This is a genomic window from Muribacter muris, from assembly GCF_001038205.1.
Classification (GTDB): domain Bacteria; phylum Pseudomonadota; class Gammaproteobacteria; order Enterobacterales; family Pasteurellaceae; genus Muribacter; species Muribacter muris.
Window position 1 is genome coordinate 54,351 of record NZ_JWIZ01000024.1, and the last position, 21,374, is coordinate 75,724.

Annotated in this window: 19 protein-coding genes and 1 pseudogene; 8 read left to right on the forward strand and 12 right to left on the reverse strand. The window is 43.1% G+C overall.

The window, feature by feature from the left end; all coding sequences use genetic code 11:
* Window positions 1-60: 60 nt before the first annotated feature.
* Window positions 61-2,646: a leucine--tRNA ligase gene (leuS, locus tag RO21_RS04965; protein WP_047976688.1), complete on the reverse strand. Its 2,586-nt coding sequence runs from the start codon at window positions 2,644-2,646 to the stop codon at window positions 61-63.
* A gap of 188 nt (window positions 2,647-2,834) precedes the next feature.
* Here leuS and RO21_RS04970 point away from each other — a divergent pair, with 188 nt between their 5' ends.
* Window positions 2,835-4,865 carry a TonB-dependent receptor domain-containing protein gene (locus RO21_RS04970; RefSeq protein WP_047976689.1) on the forward strand — a complete coding sequence of 677 codons (2,031 nt, stop codon included), beginning with the start codon at window positions 2,835-2,837 and terminating at the stop codon, window positions 4,863-4,865.
* Window positions 4,866-5,267: 402 nt separating this feature from the next.
* Here the strand turns inward: RO21_RS04970 and licT are convergent, their stop codons facing one another.
* The 6 genes and pseudogenes from licT to RO21_RS04995 form a co-directional block, all read right to left on the reverse strand.
* On the reverse strand, window positions 5,268-6,107 hold the full coding sequence (gene licT, locus RO21_RS04975; RefSeq protein ID WP_047976690.1) for a BglG family transcription antiterminator LicT: 840 nt from the start codon (window positions 6,105-6,107) through the stop codon (window positions 5,268-5,270).
* A gap of 69 nt (window positions 6,108-6,176) precedes the next feature.
* The gene (locus RO21_RS04980; protein WP_047976691.1) at window positions 6,177-7,646 is read right to left on the reverse strand and encodes a glycoside hydrolase family 1 protein; all 1,470 of its coding nucleotides are present in this window, start codon (window positions 7,644-7,646) and stop codon (window positions 6,177-6,179) included.
* A gap of 36 nt (window positions 7,647-7,682) precedes the next feature.
* A complete protein-coding gene (locus tag RO21_RS04985) occupies window positions 7,683-8,099 on the reverse strand; it encodes an HAD family hydrolase (protein ID WP_047976692.1) in 417 nt (138 codons plus the stop codon).
* 35 nt (window positions 8,100-8,134) lie between these two features.
* Window positions 8,135-8,218: pseudogene (locus RO21_RS13385) on the reverse strand (Cof-type HAD-IIB family hydrolase); the annotation flags it as partial.
* Between the two features lie 46 nt (window positions 8,219-8,264).
* Window positions 8,265-9,464 carry a carboxylesterase family protein gene (locus RO21_RS04990; protein ID WP_047976693.1) on the reverse strand — a complete coding sequence of 400 codons (1,200 nt, stop codon included), beginning with the start codon at window positions 9,462-9,464 and terminating at the stop codon, window positions 8,265-8,267.
* Between the two features lie 82 nt (window positions 9,465-9,546).
* Entirely contained in the window at window positions 9,547-11,430 is a 1,884-nt protein-coding gene (locus RO21_RS04995; RefSeq protein ID WP_047976694.1) for a beta-glucoside-specific PTS transporter subunit IIABC, read from the reverse strand.
* A 509-nt stretch (window positions 11,431-11,939) separates the two neighbouring features.
* Here RO21_RS04995 and thrS point away from each other — a divergent pair.
* On the forward strand, window positions 11,940-13,871 hold the full coding sequence (gene thrS / locus RO21_RS05000) for a threonine--tRNA ligase (protein ID WP_047976695.1): 1,932 nt from the start codon (window positions 11,940-11,942) through the stop codon (window positions 13,869-13,871).
* A 50-nt stretch (window positions 13,872-13,921) separates the two neighbouring features.
* Here thrS and RO21_RS05005 read toward each other — a convergent pair whose 3' ends face one another.
* Both RO21_RS05005 and RO21_RS05010 read right to left on the reverse strand, forming a co-directional pair.
* On the reverse strand, window positions 13,922-14,467 hold the full coding sequence (locus RO21_RS05005; RefSeq protein ID WP_047976696.1) for an AbiU2 domain-containing protein: 546 nt from the start codon (window positions 14,465-14,467) through the stop codon (window positions 13,922-13,924).
* Window position 14,468: 1 nt separating this feature from the next.
* The gene (locus RO21_RS05010) at window positions 14,469-14,717 is read right to left on the reverse strand and encodes a hypothetical protein (protein ID WP_047976697.1); all 249 of its coding nucleotides are present in this window, start codon (window positions 14,715-14,717) and stop codon (window positions 14,469-14,471) included.
* Between the two features lie 135 nt (window positions 14,718-14,852).
* On the opposite strand from RO21_RS05010, the gene RO21_RS05015 reads away from it, so the two are divergent.
* A complete protein-coding gene (locus RO21_RS05015; protein WP_047976698.1) occupies window positions 14,853-15,245 on the forward strand; it encodes a helix-turn-helix domain-containing protein in 393 nt (130 codons plus the stop codon).
* Between the two features lie 133 nt (window positions 15,246-15,378).
* Here RO21_RS05015 and sodC read toward each other — a convergent pair whose 3' ends face one another.
* The 3 genes from sodC to yejK all read right to left on the reverse strand — a co-directional run bounded on the left by sodC (window position 15,379) and on the right by yejK (window position 17,543).
* A complete protein-coding gene (sodC, locus tag RO21_RS05020) occupies window positions 15,379-15,924 on the reverse strand; it encodes a superoxide dismutase family protein (protein WP_047976699.1) in 546 nt (181 codons plus the stop codon).
* Between the two features lie 218 nt (window positions 15,925-16,142).
* The gene (bamE, locus tag RO21_RS05025) at window positions 16,143-16,475 is read right to left on the reverse strand and encodes an outer membrane protein assembly factor BamE (protein WP_047976718.1); all 333 of its coding nucleotides are present in this window, start codon (window positions 16,473-16,475) and stop codon (window positions 16,143-16,145) included.
* Window positions 16,476-16,541: 66 nt separating this feature from the next.
* Window positions 16,542-17,543, reverse strand: coding sequence for a nucleoid-associated protein YejK (gene yejK / locus RO21_RS05030; RefSeq protein WP_047976700.1), 1,002 nt, complete (start codon window positions 17,541-17,543; stop codon window positions 16,542-16,544).
* A 123-nt stretch (window positions 17,544-17,666) separates the two neighbouring features.
* On the opposite strand from yejK, the gene RO21_RS05035 reads away from it, so the two are divergent.
* From RO21_RS05035 to hemN, 5 genes are all read left to right on the forward strand, one after another.
* On the forward strand, window positions 17,667-18,059 hold the full coding sequence (locus RO21_RS05035) for a RidA family protein (protein ID WP_047976701.1): 393 nt from the start codon (window positions 17,667-17,669) through the stop codon (window positions 18,057-18,059).
* Window positions 18,059-18,799 carry a peptidoglycan editing factor PgeF gene (gene pgeF / locus RO21_RS05040; RefSeq protein WP_047976702.1) on the forward strand — a complete coding sequence of 247 codons (741 nt, stop codon included), beginning with the start codon at window positions 18,059-18,061 and terminating at the stop codon, window positions 18,797-18,799. The genes RO21_RS05035 and pgeF overlap by 1 nt, the downstream gene beginning before the upstream one ends.
* A gap of 128 nt (window positions 18,800-18,927) precedes the next feature.
* Entirely contained in the window at window positions 18,928-19,503 is a 576-nt protein-coding gene (gene yihI, locus RO21_RS05045) for a Der GTPase-activating protein YihI (protein ID WP_047976703.1), read from the forward strand.
* 6 nt (window positions 19,504-19,509) lie between these two features.
* Complete coding sequence (locus RO21_RS05050) at window positions 19,510-19,959, forward strand: DUF2489 domain-containing protein (protein ID WP_047976704.1); 450 nt, start codon at window positions 19,510-19,512, stop codon at window positions 19,957-19,959.
* Window positions 19,960-19,966: 7 nt separating this feature from the next.
* Entirely contained in the window at window positions 19,967-21,334 is a 1,368-nt protein-coding gene (gene hemN, locus RO21_RS05055) for an oxygen-independent coproporphyrinogen III oxidase (protein WP_047976705.1), read from the forward strand.
* The last annotated feature ends 40 nt before the right edge of the window (window positions 21,335-21,374 follow it).

Here is a 21,374-nt window from a genome sequence, read left to right on the forward strand (position 1 = left end):
CGTATCTTTCTCTTAAATTAAAGGCTCGCCTAGCGAGCCTTATTTATATTTTCTATTCAATTAGCCTTTTACTGCAAAACTCACCATTTTTAACGGAACGTAGATTTCTTTGACGATTTCGACATTTTCCAAATATTTGGCGACATTTTCATCGGCTTTGGCAAGGGCTTTGACTTCGGCTTCGGTGGCATTGGCTGATACGGTGATTTTGCCACGCACTTTACCGTTGATTTGTACCACCACTAATTTTTCGTCTTCGACCATCGCTGATTCATCGGCTTGCACCCACGGGGCGAAGTCGATGGTGTCTTTATTGCCGAGGGCGTGCCACAGTTCAAAGCAGATATGCGGGGTGATTGGGTAGAGCATTCGTACCACCGCACTCAAGGCTTCCGCCATTACCGCCCGATCTTGTTCGTCTGCAAGCGGTGCTTTCGTGAGCTTATTCATCAATTCCATAATCGCCGCAATCGCCGTGTTGAACGTTTGGCGGCGGCCAATATCATCGCTCACTTTGGCAATCGTTTTATGCACATCACGGCGGAGCGTTTTTTGAGCAGCGGATAATGCAGCGGGATCTAAGGCAACATTTGCCGGATTTTGTTGATATTCATAAGCTAAGTTCCACAAGCGACCAAGGAAACGTTTTGCCCCTTCTACGCCGGATTCTTGCCATTCCAACGTCATTTCTGCCGGGCTGGCGAACATCATAAACAGGCGAACCGTATCCGCACCGTATTTGTCCACCATTTCTTGCGGATCGATACCGTTATTTTTGGATTTGGACATTTTGGTCATTCCGCTATGCACTAACTCACGCCCTGTTTTGTCGAAGGCTTTTAAAATCCGCCCTTTTTCGTCTTTTTCGAGGGTAACTTCCGTTGGTGAAACCCAAATACGTTCGTTGGTCGGGCTGGTGTAGTAGAAGGCATCGGCAAGCACCATTCCTTGACAGAGCAATTTTTCCGCCGGTTCATCGCTATTAACAAACCCTGCGTCTCGTAGCAATTTGTGGAAGAAACGGAAGTAGAGCAAGTGCATTGTGGCGTGTTCAATCCCGCCGATATATTGATCGACCGGCAACCAGTAATTTGCCTCGTCTGCATCTAGCATTGCTTGGTCAAATTGCGGGCAAGTGTAGCGTGCATAGTACCAAGAGGATTCCATAAAGGTGTCGAACGTATCCGTTTCTTTGAGTGCCGGTTTACCCTCAAAGGTGGTTTTCGCCCAGTTTGGATCGGCTTTAATCGGGCTTTTTACGCCGTCCATTTGCACGTCTTCCGGCAAAATAATCGGGAGATCCTTTAACGGCACGGTAACGACTTCGCCGTCTTCTAAGGTCATCATTGGGATTGGCGCACCCCAGTAGCGTTGGCGGGAGACCCCCCAATCACGCAAGCGGTAATTGACTTGGCGTTTTGCCACGCCCATTGCTTCTAATTTATCGGCTATCCCGTTGAATGCCGCTTCAAAGCCTAAGCCGTTAAATTCATCGGAGTTGATCAATTTACCGTGTTCGGCAAAAACGGCTTGGCTGTAATCCCAGTCGCTGCCGTCAAGCGGTGCGATTACCGGTGAAATCGGCAAACCGTATTTGCCGGCAAATTCGTAATCTCGCGGGTCGTGTGCCGGTACAGCCATTACGGCTCCCGTGCCGTAGTGCATCAAGACGAAGTTTGCCACCCAGATAGGTACGGCTTTTTGGGTGATTGGGTGAATCGCATATAAGCCAGTTGCCATCCCTTTTTTCTCCATTGTGGCAAGTTCGGCTTCTGCCACTTTGGTGTTTTTACACTCTTGAATAAATGCGGCAAGTGCGGGATTAGTTTCGGCGGCACGGGTTGCCAGCGGGTGAGCCGCTGCCACAGCCATATAGGTTACGCCGTAGAACGTATCCGGACGGGTGGTGTAAACGTCCACCGTATCATCGCTGTCTTTCACTTTAAAGGTGATTTGTACCCCTTCGGAACGCCCGATCCAGTTGCGTTGCATTGTTTTAACCTGATCCGGCCACTGCGGTAAGCTATCCAAACCGTTTAATAATTGCTCGGCATAATCGGTAATTTTGATAAACCATTGCGGGATTTCACGCTGCTCTACCGGTGTATCACAACGCCAGCAGCAGCCTTCGTGAACTTGCTCGTTGGCAAGTACCGTTTCGTCGTTCGGGCACCAGTTTACTGTGGAGGTTTTTTTGTAAACCAACCCCTTTTTGTACAATTCCGTGAAAAACCACTGCTCCCATTTGTAATATTCCGGACGGCAGGTGGTAACTTCCCGATCCCAGTCATAACTAAAGCCCAGCACTTTGAGCTGGTTTTTCATATATTCGATATTTTCGTATGTCCATTTTGCCGGTGCGGTATTATTTTTAACCGCAGCACCTTCCGCCGGCAAGCCGAAAGCGTCCCAGCCCATCGGCTGTAACACGTTTTTGCCGATCATTCGCTGATAGCGGGAGACGACATCGCCAATGGTGTAGTTGCGAACGTGCCCCATATGTAAGCGACCGGACGGGTACGGCAACATTGATAAACAATAATATTTCTCTTTAGACGCATCTTTTACCGCTTTAAAAACCTTGTTTTCCGCCCAGTACTGTTGCACTTTCGGCTCGATCGCACTGGGATTATAGTGTTGTTGCATAAACTTTAACCTTGAATTTGTGAAAAAAATTGTCTCATAGGATAGCGTAAAACAGGCATTTTTTGAATGACAAGCGGTGAGATTTTGGGGATTTTTTACGAATATAATGCAAAAGAGATTGATTATCAATTTTGGTGTTGTATACTCTATAACGTATCTCATTACTTAAAAGCCTAAATGGAGTTATTATGCAGTTTAATAAAAACAAATTAACCGTGGCGATTTTGTGCGCCGTCTCTTCCAGCCTCTACGCCAACCAATCGGAAACGCTTGATATGGTTGAAGTAATCGCTAATTCCGGCACAAAAACGGCAACGGATGTGGTTACTTTAGAACAACGCAATCAGAGTACTGAAACGGATCTGCGCAGTTTATTCAGCCCTGAACCATCCATTGAGTTTGGCGGCGGTAACGGTACCTCGCAGTTTTTAACCATTCGTGGAATGGGGCAGAACTCGGTGGATATTGTCGTAGACGGTGCGTCATCGGATAGCCAGATTCTATATCACCAAGGGCGTTTTATTATTGATCCGTCGTTGTTGAAAAATGTGTCTGTCAAGAAAGGGGCGGGCTCAGCCAGTGCAGGTATTGGTGCAACCAACGGTGCGATTGTAGCAAAAACAGTAGATGCGTTAGATTTACTGAAAGGCAGTGATCGCAACTATGGCTTTAAACTAAACAGTGGCTATGCAAGTAATGACGGCTATTCTTACGGTGCAAGTGTGTTCGGCAAGGCGGGTAATTTTGATGCGTTACTCTCATTCAACCGTAATGATGAAGATAATTACAAACCGGGCAAAGGCTTTATCAATGGCTTAGACGGTAGCAACAAAGTGCCTTATAGTGCTCTTGATAAACGCAATTATTTAGCGAAATTAGGTGCAACCTTTGGCGATCACCGTTTTGTGTTAAGCCATATGCAAGATCAGCACCGTGGTACACGTTTAGTGCGTGAGGAATTTGCCATCAACGGAGAGCGTTTGAGTTTAGAGCGTCAATCGCCGTCCTACCGTGAAACAACATTAAGTAATACCAATCTTGAATATATCGGCAAAAATTTAGGCTTTGTGAGCGAATTAACCGCTAACGCGTATTTGATGAAAAACAAACGTTACTCTGCCGATGACAGCGGTTGCGGATATTGCGGTAAGGTTGCTGGCCCGACAACAACGGTCATTGAAACTCGTGGAGCGAATTTGAATTTGGATTCTTACCTTGGTGAAAATGTACTCGTCAAGTATGGACTGAATTATCGTCATCAAGAAATTGAACCGCATACTAAAAAGGCATTTGTTAAAAATAACCCTGAAAAAACGGATACTGGTGCTTATGTCGAAGTGATTAGTAGCATTTCCGATTTCATCTTAACCACGGGGTTACGTTACGATCACTTCTCAATGCAGGCGAATGATGGGGTGAAAGCCTCTGGCAGTAAATTAAATCCGAGTGTCGGTTTAATCTACCAAGCGACACCGGAATTGAGCTTCAGTGCAAACCACAACTACGCTTCACGCAGTCCGCGTTTATATGATGCGTTAATGGTAGGGCTTAGACAAATCTCGGTTGATCCGAACATCAAAGCAGAGCAGGCTCGTAATACGGAAATTGGCTTTAATTATACAAATGGCGATTTTACCTTTAAAGGTGGCTATTTCTGGCAAAAAGTCGATGATCTGATTGTGAACCCACAAGAAAGACACGATGCCGCAGGTAATGTGATCAATGGCGTGAAACAAGCAGTAAATGACGGTTATTCTAAAAACCACGGCTACGAATTTGACGCTTCTTACCGTTATCAAGGCTTTACCGGGCGTTTGGGCGTGGCAGACAGCAAGCCAAGATTTTACTTGAACAACACCAAAGCCGATTCCCGCTTAAACCCTGAATTTGCAGTACAAACAGGTCGTACTTGGACGGCAGGCTTAGCCTATCGTTTTGACAATCCTGACCTAGAATTAGGTTGGAAAGGTCGTTATGTAGAGAAAGAGCGTGGCTACGCGTTAGCGAATGCGGACAAAACCGCGGCAGAAACTTACCGTGCAAGCTATGTTACTCACGATTTCTATCTCAACTGGAAACCGTTGAACAATAAGAATTTAAACTTAAACCTTGCATTAAACAATGCGTTTAATAAATTCTACTACCCACACAGCCAACGTGGTGCAACCTTACCGGGTGTCGGGCGTGATCTCCGTTTGAATGTGAATTACACTTTCTAACAAGCGGTGAGATAAAACCATAAAAATGCAAATAGCGATTGGTAATCCCAATCGCTATTTTTTAAGGTAGAAATTGAAAGTTGAAGATATCTGCAAGAGCCTAGCTGGGTGTCGCTGGAAAACGGTTTTCATCAAGCCAGATTTACCGAGTAGCCGATAAGACAGCTAATTCCCAAATCAACAAACTAACCAACCGATATCTCTCCTTTCTCATCGGTCAAAGCGCGTTTTTCTTTATTCCAGTATGGTTATGCAATATGGTTGCTTCTCAATTTAAATGAGTGAGTAAAATTGAATTTCAGATTGAATTGACATTATTTATCTTATTTGTACTGGGGGATGAGAAAAGCACTAAAGCTAACTTTACCATAATATAAAATTGAGGCGAGATTGAGCCGGTTATTACGGATGAGAAACTACACGTTGAATATGAATTATCAAATAAAGCCGCTCATCCTCATTTAATGATTTGTGATAATTTACAGTAAGATATTTATCAATTCTTTCCACACATTGATATGCTTTCGGATAGGCAGCTTTCGTTTGCCGATAGAGAAAATCATCACCTAAAGCAGGCTCGGCGTTCGCAAAAAAACGTTGGGCAAAATGTTGTAAATGGGTTAGAAAACGGGCATAGTCATAGCTATTTTCATCTAACACTAAATTAAAATGATAGCCGACCATACTTAAAAGATCTTTAATTATCTGAGTGGCTTTATAGGTATCCGCCATCATTGAACCGTCTGTACGAGCATTAAATATATGAAGGGCAATAAAACCTGCTTCATCTTCTGCCATTTGCACGCCGAATCGTTTTTCAATGAGCTGCAAAGCATATACGCCGATGGCAAACTCTTGTTTATAAAGACGCTGAATTTCAAATAATAAGCCGTTTGGTACGGTTTGATTCTGTTTGGCTCGTTCCACTGCGTGGAAAATATGATCGGGAAGGCTGGCAAAAATACTATTTGAAAGGGGCGTACCAAGTTGTTGATTGGCAAAATTGACTATGCAATTGGTAAGTTGGAAATATTCCGGTGGAATTTCGCTTAAAATTTCAGTTAAACGGGCGGCAAACAGGCTTTTATTAAGGCTAAAGGTTTTCTCTACTAGACTTTCATCTGCCAAATCACCGACTTTTTTCCCAAATGCAATACCTTTTCCAAGTACAACAAGTTCGGTTTGAATTTCATTTTCGGCTTGAATCGCATTATTATTAAAGATCTTGGTAATTTTAAGCATAATAAAACCTCGTAAGCGGTCGGATTTTGCAAAAATTCTACAAAATTCAACCGCTTGTGTCGATCAGGATTAAGAGAGATCCGCACCGTTTGATGCAATCACTTTTTTATACCAATAGAAGGAGTCTTTCGGTGAACGTTTACCGGTGCCGTTGCCATCATCGTCAATATCAACGTAAATAAATCCGTAGCGTTTGGACATTTCCGAAGTAGACATACTGACAAGATCAATCGGACCCCATTCCAAATAACCGAGTAACTCAACACCATCACTGATTGCTTCTTGTATTTGAGCGATATGAGAGCGGAGATAATCAATACGGTAGCTGTCGTGAATAGCCCCATCCGCTTCGACTTTGTCGTAAGCGCCTAAACCGTTTTCGACAATGAAAAGCGGTTTTTGGTAACGGTCGTACATATCATTTAGGACAATGCGTAGTCCGACAGGGTCAATTTGCCAGCCCCAATCCGAAGCGGTCAGATATGGATTTTTGACGCCTTCAATTAAGTTTCCGCCTACTTTTTCGCCCTCATCGTGTGTGGTTACGCAAACCGACATATAGTAACTGAATGAAATAAAATCGACAGGGTACTGTTTTAAAACGGCATCATCGCCCGCCTCTTTTTGGATATGTACATTATTTTCTTGCCAATGGCGTAGCATATAACGTGGATATTCGCCTCGAGCGTGCACATCGGTAAAGAATAAGTTTTGTTGATTGCCCCATTGTGCCAAACGCTGGTCTTGTGGATCGGCAGTTAAAGCATAATGGTGTAAACGGGCAAGCATACAGCCCATTTTCGCATCAGGAATAATCTCGTGTAGAGCTTTGGTGGCTAACGCACTTGCTACAAACTGGTGATGCAGTGCCTGATATTTGGCATTTTCACGTTCCGCTTCCGGAATACGATCAAGCACGATACCGCCGCCTGTATAGGGGCTGTGCATTGTGATCATATTGATCTCATTGAATGTCAGCCAATATTTCACTTTGTTTTTATAACGTTTAAATACCGTTTCGGCATAACGCACGAAATGCCCAACTACCTCACGTGAAACAAAGCCGTTATATTTTTGCACTAAGCCAAGCGGAATTTCATAATGGCAGAGTGTTACCATAGGCTTAATCCCGTGTTTGAGCATTTCATCAAACATATCGTCATAATATTGTAAACCTGCTTCATTCGGCTGTTCGTCATATCCGTTCGGGAAAATACGCGCCCAATGAATAGAAATACGAAACATTTTAAAGCCCATTTCACCAAACAGAGCGATATCGTCTTTATATTTATGATAGAAATCTATGCCCTCCCGTTTTGGGAAACGGGCTTGGCATTTTCCGGATAAAATATCATCAATACGCTGTGAATCGACTTCAATTGCTGCACTGTGAGCCCCTCGTTCCGCCTTTGGTATATAGGCTACCATATCTGCTGATGATAACCCTTTTCCATCTTGATCAAAACCGCCTTCGATTTGGTTAGCTGCGGTCGCACCTCCCCATAAAAAATCGGTTGGAAATGGTTTTAAACTACACATTTTAAAATCCTCACTTTATTTTGGTAATAAAAAAGCCTAAGCAAGATAAAACACGGTTAAGTACTTTATCTTGCTTAGGCTTGCCGAATTAACGTAACACCCTAAGTGTTTTTTTACTGTTTGTAAATCTAACGAAAAATTTGACCGCTTGCAAGAGATGGAATACCGTTTTGTGATCTGCCTCACAAAATAAGTTAGATAAGCCCGAATTTTTTTAAATGCTTTATATACTCCGTCTTCATCGACATCTGCAGTCACAAAATCAGCTGTAGATTTGATTTCTTTGCCACCATTTCCCATTGCCACGCCTATGGCACAATATTTCAGCATCGGAATATCAATTTTGGCATCGCCGAAAACAAAAGTATCTTCTTGGCTCTCTCCAAGATATTCAAGCAATACCGAGATTGCATACCCTTTATCAATATTTTTTCGTCTAGCCCGATTTCCCATAAGTCAGGCGTAACCTCCGTTCGACTCCGTCCTGTGCAGATAAAAATTTTATGTCCTTTTTGTCGGGTTGTTTGAATAGCCTGAATTGCAGATTTTGGTACTTCATTTTGATAATTCACTAAGTGCCGTCCACATCTAAAAAAATAATTTTGCCCATAGGTTATCCTATTGGGTTAGACGTTGTTTTGCCACCCATTGAAACAGGTGATCACCTTGCGGATTAACGGGTAAGTTTCTTGCGCTATAAATCCAAGACCAATGTCCGTTATAGTCTTTTTTGCCAATTTGTACCGTAGGATAAGCGGTCAAAATAGCTCCGCTTTCTCGTAAAAATTGGAAAACCCGTTTTGACGTATTAGTATAGGAAATCGTTGGATCGTTAGCAGAATGAACCAACCAAAGCGGTTTATGTTTGATTTTTTCTAAATCGGCTTCGGTCGTTGCTTTACCGCCTGATAACGGTGCTTTGTCTAAAGCAGGTGCTGCGATACTCGCAGCGGCAAAAAGCTCCGGATATTCAATATACATTCTAAGTGCCATATAACCGCCAGCCGAAGCGCCAAATAGATAAATCCGTTGGTTATCGATAGCATTATTTGCGACTATTTCATCAATTAAACCTTTCATTTTCTGAATATAGTTTTTGCTGTAATTGTGATACCAAGTATCGGGAGCTTGTGGGGCGATGACATAAGCGCCACCAAATATTTTCTGTGTGTTAGTTTCGGCAAAAGCAATTGCACCACGGTTTGCTAATAGCTGGGCGCGGTTGTTTTGGTATGAGCTGACACCTCCCTCACCATTACCGTGAAACCAGATGATAAGCGGTCGTTTTTGAGCGGAATTTTGCAAATTAGGTGAGAAAATTTGATAATTTAAGCCACTTTTCGATATTTTCGGGGTAAAACGCTCAACCTCATTATCCATAATATCAGTTTGCTTAAATTGAGGAATTTGAGTAAAAATACCGACTTGTTTTAGGTTAATTTGATAATCCAGTTGCTGTTCGACATTGCGTGAAATCTGCCCATCAATATAAGCTAAAGTATTTGCTTGGCTATTATCTGAGAATCTTAATTCAATATTGCCGTTATTTTTTACGCTTACGCTGTTCATTGACTGTTTGCCCTCGGATTGCCCGAATACGTTATTGTTTTGCGGATCAATAGGTAAATTACTTTTTACATAAACTTCAAAAATATCAGGGGTGAGGTTTTGACGGTTAAATTTCAGATGTTTAGTCTCTAATTCAAGAGCGGTAATTTTTTGCCCGTCATCAAATACTTGGGCTTTTAGACTAAAATTAATAGTTTGGGCAGAGAGGGTTGAACTTACTAATATCACTAAAAAAGACCACTTTTTCATTTTAGTATCTCCTAAAAGTAAGCGGTTAAACTCTTAGTTTATTTTGTAAAAGCTATTAAAAATTTAACCGCGTGTAATAAGGTTATGATTTACTGAGCACTACTTTAATTAAAGGCTCGTTTTGATAAATATGTGGCGCTTGGTTGGTGATAACATCAAGGTAGTCTTCGCTGTTGGCAATAATCACCGGTGTTATTATTTGGTAACCTGCCGTTTTAATTGCTTCAATATCAAATGTGCCGAGCAGTTGCCCAACTTCGACTTTATCACCGTCTTGCACGAAAGTTTCAAAATATTTTCCGTCCAGTTTTACCGTATCCATTCCGATATGAATTAAGATTTCTAAACCATCGTCAGAGACAATATTGTAGGCGTGCTTAGTTGGGAAGACGGAGCTGATTGTACCGTTTACGGGGGATATTAGCTCACCTTTGGTTGGTTCAATCGCAACCCCTTTTCCTAAAGCTTCTGAGGCAAACAGTGGATCTTGAATATCCGTTAATTTGTGAATATTGCCTTCTAACGGGCTGACTAAATGAAATTTTTCCATTGGAATAGCTGAAACCTGTGCGTTATTCGTTTTTTCAGGTTTTGTTACGGTATGAGTAGTTTGTTGCGGTAGCATTGTATCGCTATAACCGAATAGATAAGTCAGTATGCCTGCAACAGTAAAAGCAGCGATCATTCCAACGGTGTACATCAAAATATTTGATCCCTCGCCGATAATTACAGGATAAAGAAGTAGTCCCGAGAAGCCGAAAGCAAACATTTTCGTGCCACCCCAACCAATAATCGCACCACCGATAGCACCGCCTAAAACACCGCATACAAACGGTTTTTTAAAGCGTAAGGTAATGCCGTAAATAAGCGGTTCGGTAATACCCAGTACGCCACTAAATGTTGTTGAACCGGCAAGAGATTTTATCTCTTTATTGCGTGATTTTAGGAATACAGCAAAAGTTGCCCCTGCTTGTCCTAGTACTGCCGCGGCTGTTAATGGACCGATTAAATCGAAACCGACAATCGCCATATTGTTGATCATAATCGGGGCAATACTCCAATGAATACCGAAAATCACCAATACTTGCCATAAAGCCCCGACAACAAGACCGGTAGCGATAGGACTGGCTGCATATAACCAAGCCAATACGGTTGCGATTCCGTTTCCGATAGCACCGCCAACAGGCCCGATAACAGCTAAAGTGAGCGGTACAACGACTAACAATGTACAAGCAGGCGCAAAGAAGTTGCGGACAGATTCGTGCCAAATGTTTTCAAAAAAGCGTTGAATATAAGATTGAGCCCATACTGCAATTAGAATTGGAATTACACTGTAGGTATAAGTCATTGTGGCTAATTCAAAACCTAAAAAAACCAACGGTTTGCCGCTTGAACTTACCTCAACAATACTCGGGTAAACTAACGCTGCGGCAACTGCGACTGCAATATAAGGGCTGGCTTTTACTTTAACCGCACAAGTAATGGCAAGTAAAATAGGTAAAAAATAGAAAGTCGAACTCGCTGTCGCATCTAGCATAGTGAATGTACCTGAAGCCGGATCTAATAAGCCCGACACCTGCAAAATCGCAATTAAGCCTTTTAAAATACCGGCACCTGCCATCACTCCCATAAGAGGGGTAAATGAACCGGCAAGGAAATCAATGCCTCGATTTATTAACGAGGGTTTAGGTAAATCGGCATCATCACCTGCTTGAATGTTTGCGATTTTCATCATTTCCGCATATACCTTTGGCACATTATTGCCAATGACGACTTGGAATTGTCCACCGTTTTCTACCACACTAATGACACCGGCAGTTTGCTCTATTCGGAGCTTATCGGCTTTGGTACGCTCTTTCAATACAAAGCGTAAACGGGTAGCACAGTGTACCAATGAGTGAATATTTTGTTCTCCACCAACAAGTTGGAGGAGAGCTTGTGCGAGTTTGCTAAAATCTTTAGCCATAATCATTTCCTCTTAAAGTTTCAAATCTTTAAGGCAACAAAAAAGCCTAAGCAAGATAAAACACGGTTAAGTACTTTATCTTGCTTAGGCTTGCCGAATTAACGTAACACCCTAAGTGTTTTAGTTTTTGCAAATCTAACGAAAAAAATCCCCCTTTGCAAAGGGGAATCTTTGGTTTTGTGAGCTACTTCACAAAATAATTTTAGGGATAAGGAAACATTTTCCAACCAGCAACGCGGGTGTAAATCGGTAAAATGATTTTCCCTCAAGAATAGCAAAATCGTTTTTGAATATAAAATATAGACGTGTAACTTTATGCGAAATTAACGGATTTATGCTAAAATCCCGCCACGTTTTAGTCGCTGCTTTCTTTGCGGGCGGCGTACAATGTCGAAATTAACGGAAAACCGACCGCTTGCAAGCGGTCGGTTACTCTCCAAAACGTGCAAATTTCTTTTTTAATCAACACGTAACCTTTCGTATGGGTTACCACTGTATAAGGATTTAAAATGCCAATTATTACTTTACCCGATGGCGCTCAACGCCAATTTGATCACCCTGTTTCCGTAATGGACGTTGCCCAAAGTATCGGCGCAGGGCTGGCAAAAGCTACTATTGCCGGCCGTGTAAACGGTGTACGCCGTGATGCGTCCGATATAATCGATGAAGATGCTACCCTTGAGATCATCACTGCCAAAGATGAAGACGGCTTGGAAATTATCCGCCATTCAACGGCGCATTTGCTCGGACACGCGATTAAACAGCTCTTCCCCGGTGTAAAAATGGCGATCGGGCCGACTATCGACAACGGCTTTTATTACGACATTGATTTAGATCGCTCCCTCACTCAAGAGGATATTGATGCCCTTGAAAAGCGAATGTTGGAGCTGGCAAAAACCAATTATGATGTCGTGAAAAAGCCGGTGAGCTGGCAGGAAGCACGGGATACCTTTGAAGCCCGTGGCGAGCCGTACAAAATGGCGATTTTAGATGAAAATATCAGCAAAGACGACCGCCCTGCACTTTATCACCACGAAGAATATGTGGATATGTGCCGTGGGCCGCACGTGCCGAATATGCGTTTCTGCCACCATTTTAAATTGCAAAAAGTCGCAGGCGCATACTGGCGTGGCGACAGCAAAAATAAAATGTTGCAACGGATTTACGGCACGGCGTGGGCGGATAAAAAACAGCTTGCCGACTATTTACACCGCTTAGAAGAGGCGGCAAAACGGGATCACCGTAAAATCGGTAAAGCACTCGATCTGTTCCATATGCAAGAGGAAGCACCGGGAATGGTATTCTGGCATAATGATGGCTGGACGATTTTCCGTGAGCTTGAAACCTTTGTACGCACTAAGCTAAAACAGTACGATTACCAAGAGGTAAAAGGGCCGTTTATGATGGATCGCGTGCTATGGGAAAAAACAGGGCATTGGCAAAACTACGGAGCGATGATGTTCACCACCTCATCGGAAAACCGTGAATATGCGATTAAACCGATGAACTGCCCGGGGCACGTGCAGATTTTCAACCAAGGGCTGAAATCTTACCGTGATCTACCGTTGCGTATGGCGGAGTTTGGCTCTTGCCACCGCAACGAACCGTCCGGCTCGCTACACGGCATTATGCGTGTGCGTGGTTTTACCCAAGACGATGCGCATATTTTCTGTACGGCGGATCAGGTTGAAAGCGAAGTAACTGCCTGTATTCGTATGGTGTACGATATTTACAGCACTTTCGGGTTTGAAAACATCAAAGTAAAACTTTCTACCCGTCCGGAAAACCGCATCGGTACAGACGAAATGTGGCAAAAAGCGGAGGATGATTTAGCCGCTGCTTTGAAAGCCAACGGGTTAGAATATGAAATTCAGGAAGGCGAAGGCGCATTCTACGGGCCGAAAATCGAATTTACCCTGCACGATAGTCTTGACCGTGCGTGGCAGTGCGGCACCATTCAGCTCGACTTCTTCCTACCGGAGCGTTTAAGCGCCTCTTATGTGGCGGAAGATAACGACCGCAGAACGCCTGTGATGATCCACCGTGCAATTTTAGGGTCGCTTGAACGTTTTATCGGGATTATTACCGAAGAGTATGCCGGTTTCTTCCCTGCGTGGCTTGCACCGACTCAAGTGGTAGTGATGAATATTACCGACAGCCAAGCGGACTATGTGCAAAGTGTAGTGAAACGTTTATCCGATGCGGGTATCCGTGTTAAAGCGGATTTACGCAATGAAAAAGTCGGCTTCAAAGTGCGTGAACACACCCTCCGTCGCGTGCCGTATATGCTCGTGTGCGGTGATAAAGAGATCGAAGCCGGCAAAGTGGCGGTGCGTACCCGTAAAGGGGCGGATCTCGGCACATTTACTGTGGAAGAATTTGCCGAAATGCTCAAAAAACAAGTGCGTGATCGTGAATTGAAATTATTCGGCGAAGCCTAGTTTTTGCAAATAATCGAAGAAAAAACACCGCTTGTGCGGTGTTTTTTATTTTATGCCAGCTTAGCATAGATTTGATTTATGCCATAATCAGGGCAATAAGAAAATGTTAATTCATAACCTAACTGAATATCAGCAGTATTAACTAACGCTTTTAAATAGTCTAAAAGAGCCAAAAATAAACTATCTATATCTGCATAAGTGATATTTGCCTCTACATAGAATTGATCTGTGTCTCGGTTTTCAAGATGAGCAATAGATTTATCACGAATTGTTTTTACGCCCTCAAAAATGCGATCAAAATCGTCAAAATAGTCATCAAATGTTGGTATCAAGCAACCACGCTCTCCTAATGTTTCTCTTAATTGAAAAAGGCTAACCGGACTTGCTTTTTCAAAGAGTGTACAAAGCGTGAGAATAGATTGCTCAAAATAGGCTTTCTTTATCAGAGGGAATGAATAATATTGGTGGTATATTTTTCCCCCATCACTATCACGCTGTTTCGCAATCTCTTTCTGTTCTTGAAAATAATGATAGGCTATTTTCAGTCTGGAATGGAATGCCGTTAAACACTCGGAGAATGAGAGTTGATTTGTCATACTAACGTCTCCATTTTCCAGTAGTTGGATTATATTCGATAGAGTATGGACAAGACAATTGACTACCTTCTATTGTGATTGAAAAGGAGTAATCGGGAAAGTTAGAAAGTGAGGAGGTTTTGTAGTAGCAAATGACGTAACGTAAGCCTTTCGCCTCTGCCCCTGTATTATCTGCTTTTACCCAATCATCAGCCGATGCTATAAGCGGTAAACTCAATCCAATAGTTGCGATAAGTAGTTTCTTTAACATAGAATTCTCCTATAAAAAATAAATTAGACAACGTTAGAAAATATCTATATTCTATTTAACGATTGAGATATACTCCACACACTATATCGGCAATTTCTGACGAATTTTGATAGAAAATAGAGAGAAAAATGACAGATGAACGTTCAAGAGAAAATTCGGGCAATGCGAGAGATTAAACATTGGTCGCAGGAAGAAATGGCGGAGAAGCTGGCAATGTCGCCAACCGGCTATGCGCGTATTGAACGTGGGGAAAGTAAATTAAATTTAGAGCGGTTACAACAAATAGCAAATATTTTTAATATTGATGTCGTTGAATTAATGAGCAGTAATGAAAAGAGCTTAATTTGTTTAATTAGTGAAAATAGTGATTATAGTTCAAATTATTATGCAGGCGATGAAAAAATAATATTAGAAAATGAGAAATTAAAATTAATTATTGAGCATAAAAATGAATTAATTTCACAACAGAAATCGGAAATATTAGCATTAAAAGAAATTATTACATTATTAAAAACACAAAATCATTAATTTATCTTTAAAAGAGATAAAGTTTAAACTTAAAGGGCTAATATCGAAATGAATTGATATTAGCCCTTTTGATTTGAACAGGGTTTGCAAAAAACACGCTAAAACTCACCGCTTGTAGAGCGGCTAATCTATGTTAGTTAATCACACCGCACGCCATTCTTGCGCCGCCACCGCCGAGTGAGGCTGGGTGATCGGCGTGGTTATCGCCACCGGCGTGGATCATTAATGCACGTCCTGCTACATCATCTAATGTTTTTAAGCGTGGAGCAAGCACCGGATTATTCGCATTACCGTGGTGATCGACAAATAACGCAGGTAAATCACCTAAGTGAGCGTTATCAGACCACGGGAAGCCGTGCTGTTTAGCTTCTTTCGGATCCCAATGCCCGCCAGCCCCTAAGCCTGCTACCATTTTTCCGTCTTTCTCTTTTGGCTCACAACTTGGGTTTTGGTGGATATGGAAACCGTGTAAGCCTGCGCTAAGTCCTTTTAAATTCGGCGTAAAGACTAAGCCGTATGGGGATTCGCTAATAGTGATGACTCCGATATCTTTATTGCCGTTTTCCAGATCTAGTTGCTGAATTTTAATGTCTTTTGTTTTCGGCATCTCATTTGCCATTGTTGGTATGGAAAAACCAAATAGTGCAGTTAATGCGAGGGTTAAGGCTTTGATTTTCATAGAAACTCCTGATGTTATATAAATGATAGGTATGGGGTAATCAAAAATGATTTTGTCGTAGTAATATGCACGGGCATAACGGACGTTATGGTTGGCAGTGGTGAGAAAATGCTTAAAGCCGCAGGCAAGGCAAAAGCGAGCCTCTGTCTGATATGTATATCGTCTGTTATGGTATAAAATCGTCAAAATCCACCTTTCCAAAGGTGGATTTGAGACATTTAATTGAGCGGTTTATCCAGTTGAATATTGCTGACCAACCCTTTTGAGTCAAACTGAATAAATAGGGTGCGTTGGATAGGCTCTTCGTGCCCTTTACGCAGAATGAATACATAATCCCAACGGTTTTCCGCAAACGTATCGGTGAGCATCGGAGTACCGAGTAGGTATTGCACTTGCTCTTTCTTCATTCCTACTTTGACCTGATCGATTTTTTCTTGTTCTAGATAGTTGCCTTGTGGTACGTCAATGCGATAGACCACTTTTTTAACCGTGGAGCAAGCGGTTACGCCTAGTGCAAGGCATAAAATTGCTATAAGAGATTTTATTTTCATAGTAATGACCTGTTGTAATCGCAAAAATTTACGGCGGATCATACCGAAACCGCCTATAAAATGCCATTATTTATTACGTTCGAGTTGATCCCGTAAATTTGCCGGCAATCCTTTGATAGTTAAACTGTCGTTTAGTTCATCCCAGATTAAACGTTCGCCGAGTAATTCCGCATCAAAACTGATAGTAACCCCTTTACCTGAACCGGAATATTTGGTTAAGGTTTTGAGCGCATTGCGTACCGGCGGAATGCTCTCGGCTAAGCCGTAGGCTTGGCTTTCGGCAAAATCGGCAAAGTTTTGTGCGTTCAAGGTTGGTAGGGTTGCGGAAAGTTCTTCGAGAGCGATTTCTTCACCGCTGTTGATCTGCCCTTTACAGTAATCGAACACTTGCTTTTTCACCGCTTGGGTTTGGTTGCTGTTTAGATCTCCCTGTTCGCAATAGTCGCTCACCGCCTGTAATAAGGTTTGGTTTTGTAATTGCGGGTTTAAGCCCTCTTCGGCGCTTAAAAAATCCATAAAAAAGTCGGCTACTTTACGCCCGACTCTGCCTTTAATAAAGGTTAAATAACGGTCGGACTGGGCATTGAGCTTTAGCTCGGTCAGATTGATGCGGCAGGCGATATCATATTGGGTAATGTCCAAATATTCGGTGCGTTGAACCTCTAATTTATCGTCCACCAGCATTGAAGAGCGGCTGTCGATCAAAGCGATGAAAAGGTATTCGGTCGCGAGGAACGTGTAGCGACATAAAATAAACGTGCCGCCGGCAGCGAAGGGGTATTTGGCTAATTCAGTCGCTAACATTTTAGCGCAACTGTGGCTAAACGGCAGAAAATCACTTTCCCCCTCCAATAAGCGATTAAGTTGTTGGGCGAACACCGATTCCGCCTGAAACACGCCGTACGCCTTGGCTTTGCCTTGGTAGGCTTGATGCAGTTGCAGCATCATTTGTTCGACTTCGGGGCTGATCGCTAATAAATTTTCCCGCAGAATAGTGGTTAAATTGGGGGTATCACCGTCATTTTGGTGAAGTTGATGAAGGACGATTTCGGTTACATTGATACTCATAATCTTTCTCTTGCAAGCGGTCTGAAAAAGGCAAATTGATGCAAAACATTATAAGCTATTTACAAACGGCAAAAAACCTTTCAAACTCTTTGTGTTGATTTATCACTTAATGAGGAAAATCCAATGACACAGATTATTCATACCGACAATGCCCCAAAAGCCATCGGACCTTATGTTCAAGCGGTTGATTTAGGCAATTTAGTTTTGACTTCAGGGCAAATTCCGGTCAATCCGCAAACGGGCGATGTGCCGAGCGATATTGCCGAACAAGCTCGCCAGTCCCTCGAAAATATCAAAGCGATCATCGAACAGGCAGGCTTAACGGTGTCGGATATTGTTAAAACCACGGTTTTTGTTAAAGATTTAAACGATTTTGCGACCGTGAATGCCGAATACGAAGCCTTTTTCCGTGAAAATCACCACCCGAATTTCCCCGCCCGTTCGTGTGTAGAAGTGGCTCGCCTACCGAAAGATGTCGGCATCGAAATTGAAGCGATCGCCGTGAGAAAAGGCTAATGGAATTTATCCTGCCGAACTGGTCAGTGCCGGCACATATTCACGCCTTGACCACCACCCGCTCAGGCGGCGTGAGCCAAGCCCCGTTCGAGAGCTTGAATTTAGGCGATCACGTTAATGATGATCCGCTTGCCGTCCGGCAAAATCGTGCTTTATTGCAAAATGCCTTGAAGTTGCCGACCCCGCCGGTGTATCTGACTCAAACCCACAGCACACAGGTTTTGACGTTGCCTCTCCAAACTGGGCAAAGCCTTGAGGCTGATGCGGTTTACACGGATCAGCCCAATCAAGTCTGCCTTGTGATGACCGCCGACTGCCTACCCGCTCTCTTTTGCAGTGAAGACGGCACGGAAATTGCCGCCGCTCACGCCGGTTGGCGAGGCTTGTGCTATGGGGTATTGGAAGCCACAGCAGCTAAATTCCGCTGCCCGCCGCATCAAATTAAAGTCTGGCTTGGGCCGGCGATCGGCGCAACGGCATTTCAAGTCGGGCAGGATGTGATCGACCAATTTTGTGCGGTCGATCCCCAAGCCAATAGTGCCTTTGTGCTGGATCAGCGTGCAAGCGGTAAGTTTCTCGGCGATCTTTACCAAATTGCCCGCCAGCGTCTTCAGCGGTTGGGGATTATGCAGATCAGCGGCGGCGATTATTGCACCTATACGGACAGCAAACGCTTCTTCTCTTACCGCCGAGAGAATATGACCGGCAGAATGGCAACGCTGATTTGGCGAAGCGAATAGCAGCAAGCGGTCGAATAATAGCGATTTTTTGCAATATTTGACCGTTTGCATTATTTCGTTTTGCCAATTTTTCATTCTCGGCAGTTATGGTACAATCTCCGCCTATTTTATGATGAGAAAACGAGATTATGAGCCGTCAGAAGAAAACACGCCGTATTACCGATATTATGCCTGCCCGTAAGGTTGAGAAAAAACCGTACGAACAATCCAAAGCAAAACCGAGCAAAAACCGTAAACCGACCCGCTATGAATTAGATTTAGCGGCTAAAGAAGAGAAGAAAAAACGCAAGCATAAGGGCTTGCCGTCCGGTAGCCGTGCCAATGAAGGTTTAAACGAGAAAAAAGCAGTGGCGAAAGAGGTGAAAGATCCGCGTATCGGTAGCCGCAAAAAAGTGCCGTTGATGGTGGAATTTGTTAATCAGCCGGAAAAAGGTAAGTTTATTAAGCCGGTAGCGGTTGAGGATACGCCACGTTTAGCGCCGGAAGTTGAGTTGGAACAGTTGGAAAGCAATGAATGTTTAAATCAATTATTAGATGATTTGGAAGCGGGTAAAACGCTGTCGCCGGCGGATCAAAAATTTGTGGACGACTGTTTGGAACGTGTACATCAGTTGATGACCGAACTGGGCATTGAAGACGAAGATGAGAGCGATGATGCCTTGTTACGTCAATTTGAAACCCTAGATATTAACCAATTCCGATAATAGTAAATGATGCGATTTTTCTTAATCATTCTTGCCCTGCTGATTCTGCTGGCGATGGCGGGCTATGCGTTTTCGTTGGTGCTGAAATTACGCCATCAAAAACAGCAATTAGCGGCGGCACAAAAATCACGCTATTTAGCGGTAATTGACAGTATTGACGTGATTGCCCGTGCAATGTTGGCACAGCAGTGTGATTTTTCCGAAGGGGTATTGCGTTTAAAGCCTCTGTTAGATGTACTGGGCAAAAAATTAAACCGTTTTGTCGCTATGTGGGCGTTGTATGAAACGGTGGAATCTATGCCGATTTTAGAGGCTCGTCAGCAATTAAAACGCAATGAACGAATGAAATTGGATCTCACCCGTGAGGCAAAAGAGGCGGAGCTTGCCGAGCAAATCAAGCTCGAATTACGCCAATTATTAACGGAAATTGCCCAATTTAAACAAGAGTTGAAGTAGGTTTTTTATGTCAGAGATTATTTGGGATAGTGCGCTTATCCAAAAATATAACCAATCCGGCCCTCGTTATACCTCCTATCCGACCGCATTAGAGTTTAACGAAGCCTATAATAATGATGATTTCCAAGCGGCAGCGGCACGTTATCCGAACAAGCCACTCTCTTTATATGTGCATATTCCGTTTTGTCATAAGCTCTGCTATTTCTGTGCCTGTAATAAAATCATCACCCGTCATCAGCATAAAGTCGATATCTATTTAGATTACCTTGAAAAAGAGATTAAATACCGTGCCGAGCTGTTTAAAAACCGGACGGTAACGCAAATTCACTGGGGGGGCGGGACGCCGACCTACTTAGATGAAGAGCAATCTTTACGCCTAATGGCGATGTTGCGTAAACACTTTAATGTGAGCGACCAAGCGGAAATCAGCATTGAAATGGATCCCCGTGAAATTGAGCTACAAATGTTGGATCATCTGCGGGAAATCGGCTTTAACCGTATCAGTATGGGGATTCAAGATTTCAATAAAGAAGTGCAAAAATTAGTCAATCGAGAACAAGATGAAGACTTTATTTTTGCCTTAATGAAACGGGCGAGAGAGCTGGGCTTTAGTTCGACCAACATTGATTTGATCTACGGTTTGCCGAAGCAAACGGTTGAAAGTTTTATGTTCACTTTGCAGAAAGTGATTGAGCTGAATCCGGATCGAATGAGCGTGTTTAATTATGCTCACCTGCCGAGCCGTTTTGCCGCCCAGATCAAAATTAAAGACGAAATGTTGCCGCCACCGGAAACGAAATTGGAGATCTTACAAAAAACGATAGAAACGTTGGATCGTGCCGGTTATAAATTTATCGGAATGGATCATTTTGCCAAACCGGACGATGAACTGGCAATCGCCCAACAAAAAGGCGAATTGCACCGCAATTTCCAAGGTTATACCACTCAAGAAGATGCCGATTTATTGGGAATGGGCGTGTCGGCGATCAGCTTATTGGGCGACAGTTACGCTCAAAATCATAAAGAGCTGAAACAATATTATGCCGATGTCGAAACCCGTGGCATTGCCTTGCATAAAGGGCTGACAATGACCAAAGACGACTGTTTACGCCGTGATGTGATCAAAGCGCTAATTTGTAATTTTAAGCTGGACTATGCCTCACTAGAAAGCCTCTATCAGATTGATTTCAAACGCTATTTTGCCGAAGATTTGGCACTGCTTGCCCCATTGGCGAAAGACGGCTTATTGACGATCGGCGAAGATACCCTGCAAGTGTCGCCGCGTGGACGGTTGTTAATCCGCAATATCTGTATGTGTTTTGATATTTATTCACGTCAGCAGGCAAAAAGACAGCAATTTTCAAGAATTATTTAGTCGGACAAGCGGTCGGATTTGCAGAATTTTGAGCAAAACG